15 protein-coding genes are annotated in these 19,243 nt (G+C 61.8%); 4 read left to right on the top strand and 11 right to left on the bottom strand.

Going from position 1 to position 19,243, the window contains the following annotated elements; translation table 11 throughout:
* Positions 1 to 27 precede the first annotated feature (27 nt).
* Complete coding sequence (locus ASG19_RS11325) at positions 28 to 582, top strand: hypothetical protein (protein WP_062456618.1); 555 nt, start codon at positions 28 to 30, stop codon at positions 580 to 582.
* Here the strand turns inward: ASG19_RS11325 and folK are convergent.
* From folK to folP, 3 genes are read right to left on the bottom strand one after another with little or no spacing between them, the layout of a single operon-like run.
* Positions 572 to 1,075, bottom strand: a complete 504-nt coding sequence (folK, locus tag ASG19_RS11320) for a 2-amino-4-hydroxy-6-hydroxymethyldihydropteridine diphosphokinase (RefSeq protein ID WP_082476318.1) — start codon at positions 1,073 to 1,075, stop codon at positions 572 to 574. The two genes, ASG19_RS11325 and folK, sit on opposite strands and share 11 nt — an antisense overlap.
* 7 nt (positions 1,076 to 1,082) lie before the next feature.
* Positions 1,083 to 1,448: a dihydroneopterin aldolase gene (folB, locus tag ASG19_RS11315; protein ID WP_062456612.1), complete on the bottom strand. Its 366-nt coding sequence runs from the start codon at positions 1,446 to 1,448 to the stop codon at positions 1,083 to 1,085.
* On the bottom strand, positions 1,448 to 2,239 hold the full coding sequence (gene folP / locus ASG19_RS11310) for a dihydropteroate synthase (protein WP_082471952.1): 792 nt from the start codon (positions 2,237 to 2,239) through the stop codon (positions 1,448 to 1,450). The genes folB and folP overlap by 1 nt, the downstream gene beginning before the upstream one ends.
* Positions 2,240 to 2,420: 181 nt before the next feature.
* Between folP and ASG19_RS11305 the strand changes: the two genes are divergently transcribed.
* The gene (locus ASG19_RS11305) at positions 2,421 to 3,035 is read left to right on the top strand and encodes a DUF922 domain-containing protein (RefSeq protein ID WP_082471927.1); all 615 of its coding nucleotides are present in this window, start codon (positions 2,421 to 2,423) and stop codon (positions 3,033 to 3,035) included.
* 448 nt (positions 3,036 to 3,483) lie between these two features.
* On the opposite strand, the gene ASG19_RS11300 is transcribed toward ASG19_RS11305, so the two are convergent.
* Positions 3,484 to 3,804: a 2Fe-2S iron-sulfur cluster-binding protein gene (locus ASG19_RS11300; protein WP_062456606.1), complete on the bottom strand. Its 321-nt coding sequence runs from the start codon at positions 3,802 to 3,804 to the stop codon at positions 3,484 to 3,486.
* Positions 3,805 to 3,923: 119 nt separating this feature from the next.
* Positions 3,924 to 4,292 (bottom strand): Hpt domain-containing protein, encoded by a 369-nt coding sequence (locus ASG19_RS11295; RefSeq protein WP_062456603.1) that lies wholly within the window; start codon positions 4,290 to 4,292, stop codon positions 3,924 to 3,926.
* 466 nt (positions 4,293 to 4,758) lie between these two features.
* Between ASG19_RS11295 and ASG19_RS11290 the strand changes: the two genes are divergently transcribed.
* Positions 4,759 to 12,114: a hypothetical protein gene (locus ASG19_RS11290; protein WP_062456600.1), complete on the top strand. Its 7,356-nt coding sequence runs from the start codon at positions 4,759 to 4,761 to the stop codon at positions 12,112 to 12,114.
* 371 nt (positions 12,115 to 12,485) lie between these two features.
* Here the strand turns inward: ASG19_RS11290 and ASG19_RS11285 are convergent, their stop codons facing one another.
* The 5 genes from ASG19_RS11285 to ASG19_RS11265 form a co-directional block, all read right to left on the bottom strand.
* The gene (locus ASG19_RS11285) at positions 12,486 to 12,824 is read right to left on the bottom strand and encodes a hypothetical protein (RefSeq protein WP_062456597.1); all 339 of its coding nucleotides are present in this window, start codon (positions 12,822 to 12,824) and stop codon (positions 12,486 to 12,488) included.
* A gap of 366 nt (positions 12,825 to 13,190) precedes the next feature.
* On the bottom strand, positions 13,191 to 13,784 hold the full coding sequence (locus tag ASG19_RS11280; RefSeq protein ID WP_113110840.1) for an ABC-type transport auxiliary lipoprotein family protein: 594 nt from the start codon (positions 13,782 to 13,784) through the stop codon (positions 13,191 to 13,193).
* Between the two features lie 37 nt (positions 13,785 to 13,821).
* A complete protein-coding gene (locus tag ASG19_RS11275; protein ID WP_062456594.1) occupies positions 13,822 to 15,192 on the bottom strand; it encodes an MlaD family protein in 1,371 nt (456 codons plus the stop codon).
* Positions 15,193 to 15,200: 8 nt separating this feature from the next.
* Positions 15,201 to 16,046: an ABC transporter ATP-binding protein gene (locus tag ASG19_RS11270; protein WP_244476144.1), complete on the bottom strand. Its 846-nt coding sequence runs from the start codon at positions 16,044 to 16,046 to the stop codon at positions 15,201 to 15,203.
* Between the two features lie 11 nt (positions 16,047 to 16,057).
* Positions 16,058 to 17,203: an ABC transporter permease gene (locus tag ASG19_RS11265; RefSeq protein ID WP_062456586.1), complete on the bottom strand. Its 1,146-nt coding sequence runs from the start codon at positions 17,201 to 17,203 to the stop codon at positions 16,058 to 16,060.
* A gap of 118 nt (positions 17,204 to 17,321) precedes the next feature.
* Here ASG19_RS11265 and dgcA point away from each other — a divergent pair, with 118 nt between their 5' ends.
* A complete protein-coding gene (gene dgcA, locus ASG19_RS11260) occupies positions 17,322 to 18,302 on the top strand; it encodes an N-acetyl-D-Glu racemase DgcA (RefSeq protein ID WP_062456583.1) in 981 nt (326 codons plus the stop codon).
* A gap of 24 nt (positions 18,303 to 18,326) precedes the next feature.
* On the opposite strand, the gene ASG19_RS11255 is transcribed toward dgcA, so the two are convergent.
* A complete protein-coding gene (locus tag ASG19_RS11255; RefSeq protein ID WP_062456580.1) occupies positions 18,327 to 19,142 on the bottom strand; it encodes a UDP-2,3-diacylglucosamine diphosphatase in 816 nt (271 codons plus the stop codon).
* Positions 19,143 to 19,243: the final 101 nt, after the last annotated feature.

Raw genomic sequence — 19,243 nt, 5'->3', positions numbered from 1 at the left:
AAGTTTCTGGTTTCCAAGGGAAAGCACATGTATTCGCGCTTCTTTTCGCTTTTCGGTGGCATCGTTGCACTGACCATCGCAACTGCTCCCGCCCTGGCACCGGAGGCCTCCGCGGCTTCGCGTGACAAATCCTTTTTCCAGCAGGTCGGTGGCGTCTGGAAGGGTCCGGGCGAAATCGTCGCGGGCAAGTACAAGGGTACGAAGTTCAGCTGCAACCTGATTGGCGCTGCACAGCCGGATGGCACTGTCGGCATCAAGCTCGATGGCACCTGCCGCGTCGGCGTTTTCCAGCAGCCGATGTCCGCGGTCATCAGCCAGAGCAGCACCGGCTATTCCGGCAAGTTCCTGGACGGCGCCCAGGGCAAGGGCCTCGACATCGTCTCCGGCTCCGTCAATGGCGACAAGGTCGTGATGGGCATCAACCGTGCCCAGCTGAACGGCGCCATGGTCGCCAGCCTGCGCGGCGAGAACAAGATGAACATCACCATTTCGGTGAAGGTCGAAGACCAGATGGTGCCCGTGATCGGCCTGTCGCTGGATCGCGATCTGGATTCGATCGCCGTCGGTTCGATCAAGCCCTAATCCACCAATCCCTGTCTGCGTCAGCGATCCTAATGCCTTCGATGTCCGCCTCTGCCAGCCAGTCGCGGACATTTTTCTGTCCGAGGACCATTTCGGGCGCGACATCGGCAAGCGGCATCATCACAAAGCCCCTCGCCGTCATGCGCGGATGGGGAAGCTCCAGCGTCTCGGAGTGATACGCGCTGTCGCCGTAGGTCAGGATGTCGATATCGATGGTTCTCGGGCCCCAGCGCTCGACGCGCTCACGCTTGCGCCGCCTTTCCATATCAAGACAGACATCGAGAAGCGACTCGGGATGAAGCGAGGTCTCGATCAGGGCGCAGCAGTTCAGGAACTCGGCCTGATCCGTCTTTCCCCATGGCGGCGTGGCATAAAGCCGGGATACGGCGAGCACCCGACAGTCCGATCGGGCATCGAGTTCCCTCAACGCATCTGCCATCGCAGCCCGCGGATCACCGACGTTACCGCCGAGCCCAAGGGCTACCAATTTCATCGAGCCGTCACGCGACATGCTCGATCCTCACTTCGGCATGATCAAGAATTCCCGGGATCGGCACGCTCGGCTTACGCACCGTCACCTCGACCCTTCGGATCTGCGACGACCAGGCGCAAAGCGCCCTAGCAATGTCCTTGGCCAGCGTCTCGATCAGGTTGCGGCGCGTGCCGGTCACGATCCTCTCGACGATTTCATAGGCTTTGCCATAGTGCACGGTGCTCTCGACGTTGTCGTCCTCCAGCGCTTCTTCGGCATCCACATGCATGACGAGATCGACATAGAATCGCTGACCGAGCCTCTCTTCTTCCGCAAAGGCTCCATGACGAGCGAAGAAGGCGCAGTTTTTCAAGGCGATGCTGTAGGTCCCCATCAGCTCTCCTCCCGTTGCGCCGCACGGGACGCCAGAACCGCATCTGCCATCAGCAGGGCATCGCGGTTGGCCGCGACATTATGAACCCGGAAGATCGCCGCACCAGCGAGTCGGAGGATCGCAGTCGTTGCAGCCGTGCCGATATCCCGCTGATCGGCCGGATCCCGCATCGTGACTGAACCGACAAACCGCTTCCGCGACGTCCCGGCGAGCAAGGGAAATCCGAGTGACTGCAACTCGCGAAAGCGGGCGATCAGTTCCATGTCGTCGTCCCGGTTCTTGGCAAATCCGAACCCGGGATCGAGCACGATCGCCGCATCCTTGATCCCGGCAGCATGCGCGATCTTGAGAGACCGCGTGAGGAAATACTGCTGGTCTTCGATCATGTCCGCACGTCGATCCGTCCGGTCGCGTCCCGTATGCATGATGCAGATACCGGCACCTGTCTCGGCCGCGACGTCAGCCATATCGGGTTCGCGCTGAAGTCCATGTACGTCATTGATGACGTGGGCGCCGGCAGCCATCGCCAGCCGCGCCGTTACCGCACGATAGGTATCGACCGAGATGATAGCGTCGGTTTCGCCGACAAGCTTCTCGATCACCGGCAGGATGCGATCCTGTTCTTCGGCAGGCGTCACCGCCGCCGCGCCGGGCCGTGTCGATTCGCCACCGATATCGAGGATGGCAGCACCTTCGGCGACGCAGCTCAGCGCATGCCGCACGGCGCCATCCGTTTGCGCATGCCGACCGCCGTCGGAAAACGAGTCTGGGGTCACGTTGACGATCGCCATGATATGGCCTTGCGCGCCGAGTTCCAGCACGCGTCCGCGCGCCAATTGCCAGTGCGTGTTGCGCCGCGATATCACCGGCCAATCATCTTCGGAGAGTTGACGCAAAATTCAGGGACCTCGTGTTGCGCTTGGTCTCGCTATGCCCCAAGCTCTTTTAAAGTTCAACGTTGCAGGCCACAGAATGTTTTCAATGCGCGCGGTTCGCCGTCTCATCGGTACCGTACTTCTTGCAGGCGTCTTCGCCTCTCCCGCATCGGCCGCACCGATCATCACCAAGACTTACTCGTATTTTCAGATCGGCGGCAAAACTGCCGAAGACCTCGACAAGGAGCTGGAAAAACGCGGTCCGCTGACCCGCACGACCGGCCACCGTCATCCCGGTGCAACCGAAATCAAATTCGGCGGGGAAGTGACCTATGTCGAGCGCGCCAATCGATGCACGGTCGGCGCCGCAAGGGTCACACTGCGTACCCATATCGTTCTGCCACGCTGGATCAATCGACGTCGTGCAGACGCGGATCTTGGCATGATATGGGACACGCTTTCGGCAGACATCAAGCGCCACGAAGAACGCCATGCCGAGATTGCCCGCACCCATGCCCGCATTCTCGAGAGACAGCTTCTGGACCTATCGACGCCCAGCAGTTGTGATAGCCTCGAAAAGAAGGTCGCCGATGCGACTCGCGATCTTCTGGAAGCACACGACCGGGAACAGATGCGGTTCGACCAGGTCGAGTCGAAGAACTTCGACGAGCGGATGACCCGTCTTCTGAAATACCGGATGAAGCGCGACTGATCGGGCAACGAAAGACGACATCGATCGGCACAGCCAATCAACCGACCCGTAGCCCGACCTTTCCCAAGACTTGCGCGGAGCTTTCGCACCACCCTGTCATTCATCGGTGACTTATAACAATATACTAATGTGTGTGTCTGGGCTAAAACCGTAGCAACAGAACGGCGCTGCCAACGACCCATATCAAGGGTCATCCAGCCGCCCGCGATCCCGGCCACGGTGCCCGGATCCACCCGTTCAGGCGCCGCAGATGTTCGCGGCCGCGATCAGGCACTTGGACCGAGAGAGGTCCCGCGTTGTTGCCTTGTACAAGCTTCACAGGTCTCCCCGGCGCAATTGCGGCCGCAGGCGTTTTCCTCCCTCGCCTTGCGGCTATGCGCCTGCCTTGCCTCGCTTGCGCTAACTGCGCAGCGAGGCATTTTTTTGGAAGAGGGTCGTCTGGTTTGGTTCAGGCCTGACGTTCTGGAACGTGCACGATCAGACCGTCGAGATCGGCCTTGATCTTGATCTGACAGGACAGCCGCGAGGTCGGCTTCACCTCAAAGGCGAAGTCGAGCATGTCTTCTTCCATCGCTGCCGGAGGACCGACCTTTTCGGTCCAGCCATCGTCGACATAGACATGACAGGTGGCACAGGCACAGGCGCCGCCGCATTCGGCCTCTATGCCTGGCACGGAATTGCGCACGGCGTTCTCCATCACTGTGGAGCCGTTGTCAGCTTCGATATCGAAGCGCGTACCGTCGAAGGCAACGAGGGTCAGTTTCGTCATAATCAGGAAATCCGCATTGAGTGGCAGTCTTGGCCGGTTGTCTTCCGATAAATCACCGGTCCAGTCAACACGAACGGACGACGCGCCGTTGTCTTGCGGCGCCCTCCAACTGTCACGGATCAGCGGCAGAGTTTCAGGATGAAGTTCTCGGCTTCCACGACACACGCGGCAAGCGCGGCCAAATGCGCGGCGTCGGCACCGTCTGCTTCCAGTTTCTCTGCCGCTTTGGAAACGCCGAACGCGCCGACCGCAGATGCAGCCCCCCTCAGGCGATGCGCCGTCATCGCAACCCCGGCAGCGTCTGCGCCCGTCATGTCCTGCAGCGCCCGGCGGGCGTTGCGGGCAAACATCATCAGCACTTCGTTTTCCAGTGTCTTGTCGCCCATCGTCTGGCGGGCAAGATGCACGAGATCGATCGGGCGCGACTGCGAAGGACATGCCCCGCGCGGGCTAGTGGGCGTTGAAAAAGCAGTATTCGCCGCTGACATGAAACTCTGTTCCTCTTTGGGGCTCAATCATGCGTCCCAGTGATGCGGGACAGCGGCTGCCTATCCCGTTAAATTCCGGCACAATCACGGCGCAAATTTCGGGACATGGTTAATTTCCATCAACCTCACGAAATGTCAGGGGTTTCGACATTTTTCGTGGTTTAAATTCTGTTAACAACAAATCTGCTTTCCGGGCCGATCCCGGCCGAGCAATTGTGTGAAAGACACGAATGTGTCACTACAGGACGGTTGAGATGGGTGTGTAAACCATCCTGCGTCTGGCGGCGGAACGGTGGTAAGCTTTCATTATCATCCGTTTGCAACAACGGCCGTTCGAATTGTGAGTAAAGTGGAATTGCGGCCAGCATGACGCACGGGCCGGGTTCCGGTCGGCGACCCGACTTCCAGCCTGCAGGCGGCAGAGCTGGAACGAAAGCGCCGGGTGAGTGTAACGAGGCGTAACCGCATGGCGAAGAAAACGAGCAGCGAGTCGGTCGATGAGACGGCTTTCCAGGCACTGGAAGAAGCGCTGAAGATCGACTTCAACGGCGAGCAGCCTCGCGCCCGACCAACTCAGACCGCTTCGGAGACCAGAGTGTCGGATACGCCAAGGCAGCGCTCCCCATCGTCCTCACAAAATCCGCAATCCGCTCCGCCTCGTCAGGCCGGTCCCGAAACGACAGCCCGACAGCCCGCTTTCGAGCCGGCCAATGATGCCGGTCGCCGCACCCCGAATGCGATTCTTCGTTCGCTCGAAGGCGGCTCGATCAAGAGCGCCGTCCGCAATGCCGCCATTATCTCGTTCTTCTGGGTTGTTGCGGGTATCGGTCTCGGCCAGCTGATCTACGGCAGCCAGCTGTGGGAATTCACCTCGGTCGCCGGCGTCCTCGCTGCACCGGGAATCGTCGCCCTCGTCGTCGGCATCCTGCTGCCGATCATGCTTTTCTTCGCCTTCGCGATCATGATGGCGAGAGCTGCTGATCTGCGCAATGCGGCCCGCTCGATGGCGGAAGTGGCCCTGCGTCTCTCCGAACCGGAAACCATTGCCTCCGAGCGCATCATGTCGGTCGGCCAGGCTGTCCGCCGCGAAGTGTCTGCGATGAACGAAGGCATCGAGCGCACCATTGCGCGTGCCTCCGAGCTGGAAACGCTGGTTCATTCCGAAGTCAACGCGCTGGAACGCAGCTATACAGACAACGAGCTGCGCGTCCGCGGCCTGGTTCACGAACTCGGCGCCGAGCGCGACGCGATCGTCAACCACGCAGAACGTATCCGCTCGTCGATCGTCGGCGTGCACGAGCAGCTGAAGGAAGACCTGTCGCTGTCGACAGAGGAGATCTCCGTTCGCCTTGCCACGTCAGGCGAGGCCTTTGCCTCGATGATCGACACCCGCGCCGCGTCTCTCATCGCAAAATCCGAGGCTGCCGGTGAAGCGCTCAGCTCCCTGATGGCCGCCCGTGCCGAAAACCTTGTCTCGAGCCTGGCATCGTCCGGTATCGCTCTGGCCACCGAGTTCGATATCCGCCTCGACACGCTCACATCGACCATGTCCGAACGCGGTCAGGAATTGCTCGGCCAGTTCGAAACCCGTGCGTCGACCATCGATGCCAACACCGAAAAGCTGAACGCCGCCCTCGCCGACCGTACCCGTCAGCTCAACGAGACGCTGCTCGCCCGCACCCGCGAAATCACCGAGGGCCTAAACGACAGCGAGAAGACGCTCGGCGGCACGCTGGACACGGCAATCGCCGCGCTCAACCGCTCGCTCGACCAGAAGAGCGCCACATTCCGCCAGAGCCTCCAGACCGCGTCCGACGACGCAATCATGGATCTCGACCTCCGCTCCGGCCTGTTCGAAGACCGTCTCCAGGCAACCGTTGGCCAGCTTTCGGCAACCTTCGACGACGGCCTGTCGCATTTTACCACGGCATTCGACCAGCGCGCCGGCACGCTTGATAGCAAGCTGATGGACAGCCTCGCCCGCATCAACGAAACCGTCGCAGGCGGTTCGGATGCGATCGAAGGCATCCTGTCGTCCAGCATCGACCGGATCGGCAATGCACTGACCGACCAGTCGCTGGCGCTCGCAACGACGCTTGGAACCGGCCAGGAAGTGCTGGACTCCATGCTCGAAAACCGCGCCCGCGAATTTTCCGATGCGCTTGCTGCTCGCAGCAACGAAATCAGCCACAGCTTCGGCGACGCCCACAACAAGGTCGACGCCGTCATGGTCGAACGCGGCACGGCACTCGCCGCCGCACTCTCCGATAGCCAGGCCCGTTTCGAGGGCGCCGTCGGTTCGCGCGCGGACGCCCTCATCGATGCGGTCACCGGCAGCCACGATCGTCTTGCAGAAGTCCTCGACAGCCGCACCTCGGCAATCAGCGAGCTGATGTCGGGAACACCCGAGCGCCTCTCTTCAATGTTCGACGACAAGACTGAAGTCCTGTCGAAGGCGCTGTCCGACAGCGAGATCCGGCTCGGCAGCGAACTGGAGCGCAAGGTGACGAGCCTCGACACGACGCTTGCCGCCAACCGCGACCGCCTCGCTGAGATCTTCGATGACCGATCGATGGACATCGCGACTTCGCTTGCCCTGCACGAAGATCGCCTCACAGGCGCACTCGAAGAAAAGACGGCAGCTCTGATCGGCGCCGTATCGGATGCAGACAGCCGTATCGAACACACGTTCGCCGCTCGCGCCGAAGCAATCCGCACGGCCTATACGGACGGCCAGCTCGGTCTCGATCTCTCGCTCGAAAGCCACGTCTCCGAGCTTTCCCGCATCATCGACAGCGGCAGCGAACGGCTCGATAAGTCTGTCGGCGGTGCAGCCGAACGGATCGAAGCCACGTTGGCCGAACGCACCGAAGCGATCCGCAGCGTCTATCAGGACGGCCAGATTGGTCTCGACATCACGCTTGCGACCCAGACCTCGGAACTGGCGCGCATTCTCGACGGCGGCAGCGAACGCCTCGAGAATTCCGTAGAAGGGGTTGCCGGCCGCATTGAAGCTGCCTTTGCCGATCGCACCGACGCGATCCGCAACGCCTATCAGGAAGGTCAGCTCGGTCTCGACATTACACTCGAAACGCATGCCTCGGAACTCACCCGCATCATCGAAGGCGGCAGCGAGAAGCTTGAGACATCCGTCGGCGGCGCAGCCCAGCGCATCGAGAGCGCCTTCGCCGATCGTACCGAAGCGATCCGCAACGCCTATCAGGAAGGTCAGCTCGGTCTCGACATCTCGCTCGAAACGCATGCCTCGGAACTCACCCGCATCATCGAAGGCGGCAGCGAGAAGCTTGAGACATCCGTCGGCGGCGCAGCCCAGCGTATCGAAACGGCGTTCGCAGATCGTACCGACGCAATCCGCACTGCCTATCAGGAAGGTCAGCTCGGCCTCGACATCACACTCGAAACGCACGCTTCGGAACTTACCCGCATCATCGAAGGCGGCAGCGAGAAGCTTGAGACATCCGTCGGCGGCGCAGCCCAGCGTATCGAAAGCGCCTTTGCCGATCGTACCGATGCGATCCGCACCGCCTATCAGGAAGGCCAGCTCGGCCTCGACATCACACTCGAAACGCACGCTTCGGAACTCACCCGCATCATCCAGGGCGGTAGCGAGAAGCTTGAGACGTCCGTCGGCGGTGCAGCCCAGCGCATCGAAAGCGCCTTTGCCGATCGTACCGATGCCATCCGCAGCGCCTATCAGGAAGGCCAGCTCGGCCTCGACATCACGCTCGAGACCCACGCCTCGGAACTGTCGCGCATCATCCAGTCCGGCAGCGCGCAGCTTGAGACATCCGTCGGCGGTGCAGCGGAACGCATCGAAAGCGCGTTTGCAGATCGCACGGATGCAATCCGCAGTGCCTACCAGGACGGCCAGCTCGGCCTCGACATCACGCTCGAAACCCAGGCTGCGGAACTGTCCCGCATCCTCGACGGTGGCAGCGCTCGTCTCGAAAACTCGGTCGGTGGCGCAGCCACACGTATTGAATCCGCCCTCACCGATGGCACCAGCCGCTTCGAAACCGGCATGGCCGATGGCCTGCAGCGGATGGACGAAACCTTCGACGCCACCCAGCAGCGGATTGCTGCAACGATCGGCCTCGGTCACCAGCAGCTCGCCGATACGCTTGCCACAGCCGGACAGGACATCGCGCAGACGCTCGGCGCCGCCAACTACGAGATTTCCTCGACGGTCGGTTCGGGCGCCCAGAACATCTCCCAGTCCGTCGGCGACGCAACGCGCAACATCGCCTCGACCTTGGATGGAGCAACCCGCACCATCAGCGACACGGTCGGCACCGCTGCCGTACAGATCTCAGGCGTCGTCGATACCGCAAGCCGCGACATATCCGAAAAGGTCACGACGGCACACGGTCAGATGGCCGAGACGCTCGACACCGCAAACCGCCAGCTCTCGTCTACACTCGATGGCGGCTACGAGCGCATTCGCTCGACACTCGACGATCGCGGCGGCCTGATTGCCAGCACGCTCACCAATGCGCAAAACCATCTGGCCGACCTGATGCTGGATCAGGCAACATCGATCGGCGCCACCATCGCAACCAGCGCCGGCATGCTGGAAATGTCCCTCGAAGCCCAGCAGGAATCGCTGCGCGCCACGATCGACGGCGCCGGTGAAAACCTGGAAACGCGTCTGCGCGAAAACGTCGGCGCGATTGCAGGCCAGCTCAACGAAGCCGCCCGCGAAATCACAGCCTCCGCAGAGGGATTCTCGAGCCGCGTCGAAGAAACTGTCGGCGGCGTTTCTACCGCCCTCGATGGCGCCGGCACCCGGATCGAGACGACCTTCGGTGGTCTGGAAGAACGCATCCGCTCGGAACTGGGCAATGCGACCAGCCTGGTCGACACGGCCGGCAACAGTATCGCCGATGCACTCGGCGCCCGCACCGCGGAACTGGAGCGCGTTACCAGCCTTGCGACCGATCGCGTTTCTACCGTGATGAGTGATCGCACGGCCGAACTGGAGCGCTTGTCGGGAGAAACTGCAGACCGCATCAATCAGGCGCTCGCATCCCGCACGCAGGAATTTGAGCGCATCGGATCCGAAACCTCGGATCGGATCGCCGAAACGCTGGATACACGCACCGCCCGCATCGAGGAACGCCTCGGTACCATGGACCGGGCGCTCACCGTCGGCCTAGACGCCGTGTCGCGCACCATCGAAGGCAAGGCTGTCGGCCTCGCCTCCAGCCTGCGCGACGCCGTCAGCGCCGCAGCGCAGGGCATGGATAGCGAAGCCAGCCGTTCGGCAGAGCTTCTTGCCCGCGCCGGCGCAGACTTCACGGAAGAACTCAGCACCCGCAACGATGAGTTTGCCCGCTCGATCGAACAGCGCTCCAACGATATCGTCGACCGCATTTCGGAAACCCAGAACCGGCTTGCCGGTCAGGCGGCAACCGTGGCGCAGGCCTTCTCGGAAGCCGGCAACGCGATCGTCCACAAGGTCGCAGAAGCAGACAGCCTGGTGAAGAAGCAGGTCAATGCGATTTCGGAAGCGCTTGGCGATGCCGAAAAGGCGCTCGATGCCCGCGGCACGTCTCTGCGCGACACCCTTGCCGAAACCGCAGGCGAACTCGACAGCGCTCTTTCGGCCGTCGACAAGGCACTCGCTGCCCGTGGCGAATCGATCCGCTCGTCACTCGACAGCCGTACCCGCGACCTGAACTCGATGCTCTCAAGCCGTTCGGCCGAACTCTCCAAGCTGATCGACGAAAAGGCACGGCCGCTGGTCGAGGAATATGCCGAGACCGGCCGGTCTGCCGCCGAGCGCATCAGCCAGGCTGCACAGGATAGCGCCGAGCGCCTTTCCACGGCCGCCCGCGATACGACCGACCGCATCCGCAACGAGAACGACGCACTGGTGGAGGCGATTTCCGCCCGCACCAACGAGACGCTCGCTGCCATCAGCCAGCGGACAGAGAATGCCACCGGTGCCATGCGCGCCGTCGAGCAGAGCCTGTCGGCTAACGTCAACAGCCTGATCGAGCGTCTTGCCGAAAGCAATTCCGGCATCGCGTCGCTCGTCGAGCAGGCCGCCCGCAATCTCGGCCAGGCAGCGGACCGTGTCAGCGAACAGTTGTCCGACGCCGATCAGAAGCTCGATGCGACCGCCAACCGCTTTGCCGAATCGGCCAACAGCGCGGCCGACCTCGTGCACGGTTCGAGCCGCCTGCTCGAAAACAACATCGATCGCCTGGTCAGCATTTCCGGCCAGACGCTCAGCCAGGTCGGCGGCATTGTCGGTCGCTTCGACGATCACTCCAAGGTTCTCGCTCAGGCATCCGAGCTGCTCGGCGCTGCCCAGTCGAACCTTGCAAGCACGCTCGACGAACGCCAGACCGCGCTCCGCACCCTCTCTGCCGGTCTCGTCAAGCGTTCGGAGGAAATCGAAGGCACGCTCAATGGTCTGACCTCGCTCGTCGATGGCGCCTTTACCCGCGCCGAAGATCGCACCTCGCAGATCGGCGCATCGCTGCGCGAAAGCCTGCACGCTTCCTTCGCCGATATCGGCCGCGGCCTGGGCGAAACCCAGCAGCGTGCCAACCTCACGGCCCAGGCTATGCGCGAGACGCTGAGCGAGGCTGGCAACGAGGCAAGCCGCGCCATCGAGACGACACTGTCGGATGCCGAAACACGCGCCCGTGATCTCTCCGAGCGCCTGCGCGGCAGCATCACCGGTTCGATGGGCGACATTGAGCGCCTGCTGGCCGACGCCGCAAACCGCACCGATGGCGCAGCCCAGCAGTTGCGCGATACGCTGCGGGTTTCGGTTGAAGAGGCGATCGGCCGCTTTACCGGCGCAACCGACGAGATCCGCCGCTCGGCCCAGGACATTCGCCAGGAACTCGATGCGACTCGCACCGAACTGAAGCGCGGCGCGTTCGATCTGCCCGAAGAAGCCAAGGAAAGCGCAGCCGCCATGCGCCGTGCCGTGGCTGAACAGATCAAGGCCCTGCAGGACATCTCGCAGCTAGTCGGCCGGTCCGCCCAGAGCCTCGACGTGTCCGAGCCGGTTGCAGTGTCACGCCCTGCTCCGGTCGCCCAGCCGGCTCCGCAGCCGGCGGCCCCGCGCCCTGCAGCCCCGACGGCACCGGCCGCCGCGACGAGCGCACCGTTTGGCTCGTCTGTCCTTCGTGACAGTCTGCCACTCGATCGTCCGACGCCGAGCATCGCACAGGGCGTCACCAAGCCGGTTGCCCAGGCGCCGTCACAGACGCCACCTGTAACGCAGGTTCTCGCACAGCCTCAGGCCCCGGTCTCCCGCGCGCCTGACGCAACGCAGCGTCCAGGTGAAGGCGGCTGGATCAGCGATCTCCTTCGCGGTGCATCGCGTGACGATACATCAGGCACAGTTGCCCGCCAGCCGCAGCAGCCTGCACGCCCGGCAGCAGCCGAACCGGCCCAGCCGGTTCGCACCAACGGCGACAACCGCAACCCGCGTCACATGGTGGAATCACTCAACTCTCTGTCGGTCGACATCGCCCGCGCGATCGATCACGACGCCTCGGTCGACCTCTGGCGCCGTTACCAGCGCGGCGAGCGCGACGTGTTCACACGCCGCCTCTACACGCTGAAGGGCCAGCAGACGTTCGACGACATCAAGCGCAAATACGAGCGCGAGCCGGAATTCCGCACCGCCGTCGATCGCTACATCGCCGATTTCGAAAAGCTCCTCGCCGACGTCGCCCGCACCGACCGCGACAAGACGGTCACCCAGAGCTACCTGACCTCGGATACGGGCAAGGTCTACACCATGCTCGCCCACGCGGCTGGTCGCTTCAGCTGAGCGAGCCACTCCGCAGGGAATGCCAAAAACAAGAAAAGCCGCCTTTCAGGGCGGCTTTTTCGTTGGCGGATAAACCCTGAAGAAGCTGTTGGCGAGAGGGGTACCCCGACGTCTCTCATCCCAGCCCTTGTGCCGAAATTCCAGCGGCACGAGGTCTGTCGGGTCACAGACCCCTTCACTTCATGGACACGTACGGACTGGATCCCGGCCACAAGGGCGAGGATTAGAGGAGTTTGGTGACAGGCTCAGTTTCCAAAGCGACCTGCGGAGTTTTTCGCCAGTACTTCACAGAACGCTCAGTCGCCCATCAAGCCGGCTTTCGATGGGCTGCACTGCATCGGAGCGAACCTGACGTCTGGTCCTATTCCTCTTCAGTTCCTCAACGGCCGCTCTTTTGCCGCGCCCCAGAAACTGAGCCGCGCATCGGGCGCGTGCCTGAGGAGAATGATCTCCATCCGTGCACGAAGGTCGCTGCGAAAGCGTGACGCGTTCCGGGCGCCCCAGACGCCGATATAGCACGCGCCGGAGACATCGTTGCGAAACACCACGGCGCCGCCAAAGGCAGAAGCCAGGCCGCCTTCGCCCACCACGCCGCCTGCGCCATAAACCGCCACGACACTTTCCAACGGTGCAACGCTGACCACGGTGTCACCGGAGGGAGAAAAACCGGACTGCGTGAAAAGATAGACGGGAATTGGAAGTTCGGCCATTCGCTTGGCTCTCATGAGAGGCAACCGAGATCGGAGCGCTGTTTCTAGCGCAGGTCAACTCCATAACGGCCAGGCTATTAGTTCGGATTGCAAAGCCAGCTGTCACAGACGCATGTCAGATCTCGTGAGGATCGCAGTGCTGGAACCAGTATCGTATCGCTCAGCTGGCAGAGCGGGTCCGGGAGCCGGGTGGGCATCCTAACGCGATGCTTGGGACCATCGCCAAGCTTCACCGCCAGCGCCCTTGGGTAGCGTTCGCTCGGGTAAGATTACGTACTGCAGGAAAGTGCTTCTCTGCCGCGAATTGTTCGGCAGAGAAGTCTCCGCCAGGCCGATATCGCGCGGGTCGTCCCCGCGCGAAAAGGATCACATGGCCTTGAGAGCCCAGTCGACAATATTCGCGCCGACCTGTGCAAATGCCTTGTCCAGCGCTTCGATGAAGCGGCGGTTCTCGGTTCCGGCGACCGGCACCGTTGCCTTGAAGACGGTCTGGGCACGAACGCTGCCGTTGCGGTCGTTCAAGAGCTTTGCCGAGATCTCCACCGTGGCAAGCCTGTTGCCCTCAGTCACCACCTCGAAGCTGCGGATATCGGTTACGACCTGATAGTCGATCGCCAGACCCTGCCCCGGCTTGCCGACGCCGCCAACCCGTCCTGAGTTTTCGAACGCTTCGACCAGCTTCGACTGGACCAGTGCCGGAAGCCTGTCGCCCCAGCGGGAATTGGCCAGATACTGAACCTCTGAGGGCGAAATACGCACAACGACCTGGTCGCTGTTGAGCATCTTGACCGCAGTCGGTTCAGGCACCAGGATCTGCCGGCTCTTTGCGGTTGCTCCACTCGCCATCGGCGTGATCGACAGGTCGAACGTGTCGTTGTTCGCCTTGCTGCCACAACCGGCCAGAAGTGCTGCCATCAAAGGGGCTGCGATGATGATCGGATGGCGCATGACGCGAAGCATCGCAGATCCTTGCATGAAACCCTGAACTCCCCGCATGTTAGCGCCGTGTCCTGCCATCGTACTCTTTCACCGTTTCGCCGCCGAAGATCAGGCGCTGGGGGTTCTGGTCAAAATTGCTGATTGCCTGATTGAGCGACTGCACGGTTCCGCGCGTGTCGTTGATCAGCGTTTGGATGTCTCTCAAGCCACCGGACGAAAAGCGCGACAGGTTGTCGGCAATCGGTCCAACGCGCGAATTGATATTGTCGGCGACGGTGCGGAAGGATTCGAGCGTCTTGCGCGCCTCGGCAAACAGACCCTGCGAGTCGTCGCTGGAAACCAGCCCGTCCACCTTGGCCAGAATGCCGTCGACGCGGTTCGATGCGTTGTTCAGCTTGGTCGACATGTCCGTGAAGTTGGAGATCGCGCCGTTGATGTCGTCGCGGCGGCGCGACACGTCGTCGATCACGTCGCGCGCCGAGCTGAGCGTCTGGCGTGCGTCTTCGGATGCCGATGAGATGTTGCGGATCGTAGCGCCGACCTGATTGACGTCGACGGCCGCCATGAGCGTATCGGCGCGTTTCAGGGCGCTCTGCGCATCGACGCCTGCCTGCTGGAAGCTCGCAGCCGCCTGGGTCACGTTCTGCACCAGAGGGCCGAAGTTGTCCGAGGCATTGGCAATGTTGCGAGTCACCCGTTCGGCGTTCGTGACAACCTGATTGACGCGCTCCGCATCGATTGCCCGTACCAGCTGGTCAGCTGCTTCGAGCGTCGAGTTCAAAGTGCCGGAGACGCGATCGACCGTCGCCGACAGCGTCGAGAGGCTGTTCAGGAATTTGTCGATGCTGTCCGAATTGTTGCTGAGCGCAGCCGTAAACGTCTCGACGTTGCGGATAGTCTGCGTCAGCGGACCGCGTGCGTCTCCGACAAATCCCTGGATGTCGCCAATTGCCTGGTCTGCCCGGTCGAGGATCTTGTCGGCCGTCGCAAGAAGGTTGGTCACGCTCGACTGGTCGGCGATCAGCACCGCAGGACGGCCACTCTCGATCGCCTTCTGCAGGATGTTTTCTTCACCCTTGGCACCACCCGACATTTCCACATAGGCAGCGCCCGTCAGGCCCTGAACTTCCAGAACGGCCTTGGTCGACTGGTAGACAGGTGCGTCGGCGCGCACTTCGGTGAACGCGATCGAGTAGCGCGGATCATCCGGGTCGATGCTGAGGCTGCGCACGGAGCCGACCGGGATGCCGTTGAAGCGCACCGCCGAACCAACGGAAAGACCGTTTGCGGAGCCCGGAATGCGAATCGCCAGCTCAGCCGTGGGGCCTCCCCGGCCGGACGAAGCCATCCAGTAGACGAACCCGAAAGCGGCAGCCATTACCAGCAAGGTAAAAAAGCCAACGAGGGCGTAATTTGCTTTAGTTTCCATAGGTTACATCACTTCTCAGATTCGCCGTCGGGCCTGGTCTCATCGGTCACGACGGAACGCGCGCGCTTGCCCTTGAAATAGGACTGAACCCACGGATCGTCGAAGGCGAACATATCCTCAAGCGTGCCTTCCACCAAGACCCGTTTCTGCCCAAGCACGGCAATGCGATCACAAACGGAAAACAGGCTGTCGAGGTCGTGGGTCACCATGTACACGGTGAGGCCAAGCGTATCGCGCAGCCTTGCAATCAAGGCATCGAAATCGGCAGCTCCGATCGGGTCGAGGCCAGATGTCGGCTCGTCGAGGAAAACAAGATCGGGGTCGAGCGCCAGAGCGCGTGCAAGTGCTGCGCGCTTGATCATGCCGCCGGACAGTTCGGACGGATACTTGTCGGCCGCATCGGGCGGCAGACCGACCATCTCGAGCTTCACATAGGCAAGTTCGTCCATCAGCGACTGCGGCAGATCGAGATACTCGCGCATTGGCAGCTGGATGTTTTCTTTCACCGTCAGCGCCGAAAACAGCGCACCGTGCTGGAACAGCACGCCGAGCCGCGTATCGAGCGCCACGCGCTGCTGTTCGTCGGCCGTGGCATAATCAACTCCGAGGATCTCGATCGTACCTGAGCGCTGCGGCAGCAATCTGAGAACCGTGCGCATCAGCACCGACTTACCGGTGCCCGACGCTCCGACGAAGCCGAGGATCTCGCCCCGGTAGATATCGAGGTTCAGATTGTCCAGCACGAGCTTCGAGCCGAAGCCGACCGTCAGATCCTTGACCGACAGCACGACCTTGCGCTCGTCGCTCTTCGTCTCCGCGGGCTTGGTATTGTCAAAGGTTTGAACGTCTTCCACGCCGGTCCCCATCAAAAATCGATCGCGGAATAGAAAATCGCAAACATCGCGTCGATCAGGATCACCGCGAAGATCGATTTCACCACCGACGAGGTGACGTGCTGGCCGAGCGATTCTGCGCTGCCGCCAACTTTCATTCCCTCGACAGCCGCCACGATGCCGATTGCCAGCGCCATGAACGGCGCCTTGATCATGCCTGAGGCCACCGACGAGAAGTCGACCGCCTCCTTGAGGCGCGACAGGAACGTATCGAATGTGATGCCGGAATAGACCAGCGTGATCACCGCAGCGCCGTAGAGGGCCGACAGGTTCGCGACGATGGTCAGGAGCGGCAGTGCGATCGTCAGAGCGACAAGGCGCGGGAACACGAGCACACCGACGGGATTAAGGCCGATGACGGTCAGCGCGTCGATCTCCTCGCGCATCTTCATGGAGCCGATTTCGGCGGTGATCGCGCTTCCCGAACGGCCGGCGATCATGATCGCCGTGATCAGAACGCCGATTTCGCGAAGCTGCAGAATGCCGACCAAGTCGACGACGAAGATTTCTGCCCCGAAATACCGGAGCTGGAAAGCGCCCTGCTGGGCAATGATCGCGCCGATCAGAAACGACATCAGCAGGATGATCGGAACCGCCCGAACGCCCATCCGGTCGATATGCGTCACGACGGATGCAGGAGAGACGCCGGATCCGCGGCCGAATTTCAGCTGTGCGCCACGGACCGCCGAACCGAGAATGTGCATGGCGGCGACGAAGTCACCGGCAAATTCCGTCATCGTCTTGCCGACCGGGCTGAACACGCGATCAAACAGCGACCGCTTGTCCTGATCGTTGGGCGGCGGTGCCGGGGTCTTTTCCGGCAGGGCGCCAACCAGTTCCTCGATCGTCCCTTCCGCCCCAACCAACTTCGCGTCGCGACCCTGCTCGGCTTTTGCCGACATAAGACGGCGAATCAGCCAGGCGCCGGATGTATCGATTCCGTCGATCCCCGAGACGTCGATCTCGAGGGATCCAGACCCGCTGCTCTTTTCAAGATCGCCAAACGCCTTGAGGACCGGCGAAATCGAATGATTGCGCCATTCTCCGGCCAGAATGTAGCGCTCGCCATCGCCGCCGGGCAGGTCTTCGGCTTTGATTTCGGCAGGTTGTGACGGCACAGGTTTCTTTCGGCTTAGGTTAAGCAGCACGCAGCTGCGATCTGCTGTTGATCGCAGCACTGAGAGCGGCAATATAGCGACCCTGAACGGATTTGCCACAACGCCCAGGTGGAAAACCATGACGCGTCACTTCGAAGCAACAATCGAGAAATTCCCGATCGCGGGGGTGTTTACGATTTCTCGCGGTTCCAAGACAGAAGCCGAGGTGGTGACCTGTGCGATCACCCGCGACGGCCTGACCGGCCGGGGCGAATGCGTTCCCTACAAACGCTACGGTGAAACAACCGAAGGCGTCCTCGACGAGATCAACTCCCTTGCTTCGATGATGCACGATGGCATGGATCGCCACACACTGCAGACGCGCCTGCGACCGGGAGCCGCCCGCAACGCGGTGGACTGCGCCTTGTGGGATCTGGAAGCCAAAAGCCTTGGCCGATCGGTGGCGTCGATGATTGAAGCTGCCGAAAAGCCGCTGATCACCGCCTTCACGCTGTCGCTTGGCGAGCCGGAGGCAATGGCAGAGGATGCGCGCAGGAATGCGGCCCGCCCTCTCCTCAAGGTCAAGCTCGGCACAGACGATGACGAAAGCCGAATGCGGGCGGTGAGGCAGGCAGCGCCCGATTCGCGTCTGATCGTCGATGCCAACGAAGGTTGGACGGAGGACAATCTGGCCCGACATCTGGATGTCGCAGACGCCCTCGGTATCTCGTTGATCGAGCAACCGCTGCCAGCCGGCAAGGATGCAATCCTTGCCACCATTCGCCGCAAGGTGATGATCTGCGCTGACGAAAGCGTGCACGCAACCGGCGATCTTGCAAGTTTGAGAAACCGCTACGACGCCGTCAACATCAAGCTCGACAAGACCGGCGGGCTGACCGAGGCGCTGATCATGAAGGAGGAAGCGCAGCGACTGGGCTTTGCCGTCATGATCGGCTGCATGGTCGGAACCTCGCTTGCCATGGCCCCCGCAGTTCTTCTGGCGCAGGATGCCGACTACGCCGATCTCGACGGTCCGCTACTCTTGGCGCAAGACCGCCCGGACGGGCTGCGATACGACGGATCGCTGGTCTATCCGCCCCGGACGAATCTCTGGGGATAATGAGTCCCTTGCACCGACAGGCCGTTACGCAGCCTGCATGCCCCTAATGGTCTCCGGTGAAGGCAGCGTCGTGATTTCCGCAGTCTTCGCGATCTTCTGCCAGGAGATCAGTTCCAGCGTCCCGTCGCGATGCTCGGCAATCGCCGTGCAGCTTTCGACCCAGTCGCCCGTGTTGACGTAGTGGATCCCGTCGATGTCTTCCATCACCGCATGATGGATATGGCCGCAGATGATGCCATCGACATTGTTGCGACGAGCCTCGTCGACGACAACCTTCTGGAACTCGCCGATGAAATTCACGGCGTGCTTCACCTGCAGCTTCGCCCAGGCGGAGAATGACCAGTATGGCAGGCCGATGCGGCGGCGCACCGCTGCAAGACCGACATTGATGGCGATTGCCGCATCATAGGCCCAGTCACCGAGATAGGCGAGCAGACGCGCATTGCGCACCACGACGTCGAACTCGTCACCGTGCAGCACCAGGTATTTCCGCCCGTCTGCCATCTCGTAGATCATCCGGTCTGCGACCTCGATACCGCCGAAATGCATGCCGGGGAAATCGCGCAGGAATTCGTCGTGGTTTCCCGGAATGTAGACGATCCGCGTGCCCTTGCGCGCCTTGCGCAAAAGCTTCTGAACCACGTCGTTACAGCCCTGCGGCCAGTTCCAGCTGCGCTTCAACCGCCAGCCGTCGACGATATCGCCGACCAGCACGATCGTTTCCGCCTCGTGGTAGCGCAGGAAATCGAGGAGAAAGTCCGTGCGGGCGGCTTTGGAGCCGAGATGCACGTCCGAAATGAACAGGGTTCTGAAATGCCTTGTCTCGATTGCATCGGCCACGGAAACGTCCCTTCGTTACCTACCTTGTCCTACCCTTCGAAAATCAGACTCGTGTTTCAGGATGATGACAGAGGCGCGATCGCCGCAGTCGGCGACCACCC

The organism is Rhizobium sp. Leaf306 (genome assembly GCF_001423425.1).
Lineage (GTDB): Bacteria > Pseudomonadota > Alphaproteobacteria > Rhizobiales > Rhizobiaceae > Neorhizobium > Neorhizobium soli.
Note: the sequence above shows the minus strand (reverse complement) of the source record. Positions and strands in the feature narration are given on the sequence as shown.

Coding starts and splice junctions, on each gene's coding strand:
- ASG19_RS11325 (WP_062456618.1), top strand. CDS start 28: ATGTATTCGCGCTTCTTTTCGCTTTTCGGTGGCATCGTTGCACTGACC.
- folK (WP_082476318.1), bottom strand. CDS start 1,075: ATGAAATTGGTAGCCCTTGGGCTCGGCGGTAACGTCGGTGATCCGCGG.
- folB (WP_062456612.1), bottom strand. CDS start 1,448: ATGGGGACCTACAGCATCGCCTTGAAAAACTGCGCCTTCTTCGCTCGT.
- folP (WP_082471952.1), bottom strand. CDS start 2,239: ATGGCGATCGTCAACGTGACCCCAGACTCGTTTTCCGACGGCGGTCGG.
- ASG19_RS11305 (WP_082471927.1), top strand. CDS start 2,421: ATGTTTTCAATGCGCGCGGTTCGCCGTCTCATCGGTACCGTACTTCTT.
- ASG19_RS11300 (WP_062456606.1), bottom strand. CDS start 3,804: ATGACGAAACTGACCCTCGTTGCCTTCGACGGTACGCGCTTCGATATC.
- ASG19_RS11295 (WP_062456603.1), bottom strand. CDS start 4,292: ATGTCAGCGGCGAATACTGCTTTTTCAACGCCCACTAGCCCGCGCGGG.
- ASG19_RS11290 (WP_062456600.1), top strand. CDS start 4,759: ATGGCGAAGAAAACGAGCAGCGAGTCGGTCGATGAGACGGCTTTCCAG.
- ASG19_RS11285 (WP_062456597.1), bottom strand. CDS start 12,824: ATGGCCGAACTTCCAATTCCCGTCTATCTTTTCACGCAGTCCGGTTTT.
- ASG19_RS11280 (WP_113110840.1), bottom strand. CDS start 13,784: ATGCTTCGCGTCATGCGCCATCCGATCATCATCGCAGCCCCTTTGATG.
- ASG19_RS11275 (WP_062456594.1), bottom strand. CDS start 15,192: ATGGAAACTAAAGCAAATTACGCCCTCGTTGGCTTTTTTACCTTGCTG.
- dgcA (WP_062456583.1), top strand. CDS start 17,322: ATGACGCGTCACTTCGAAGCAACAATCGAGAAATTCCCGATCGCGGGG.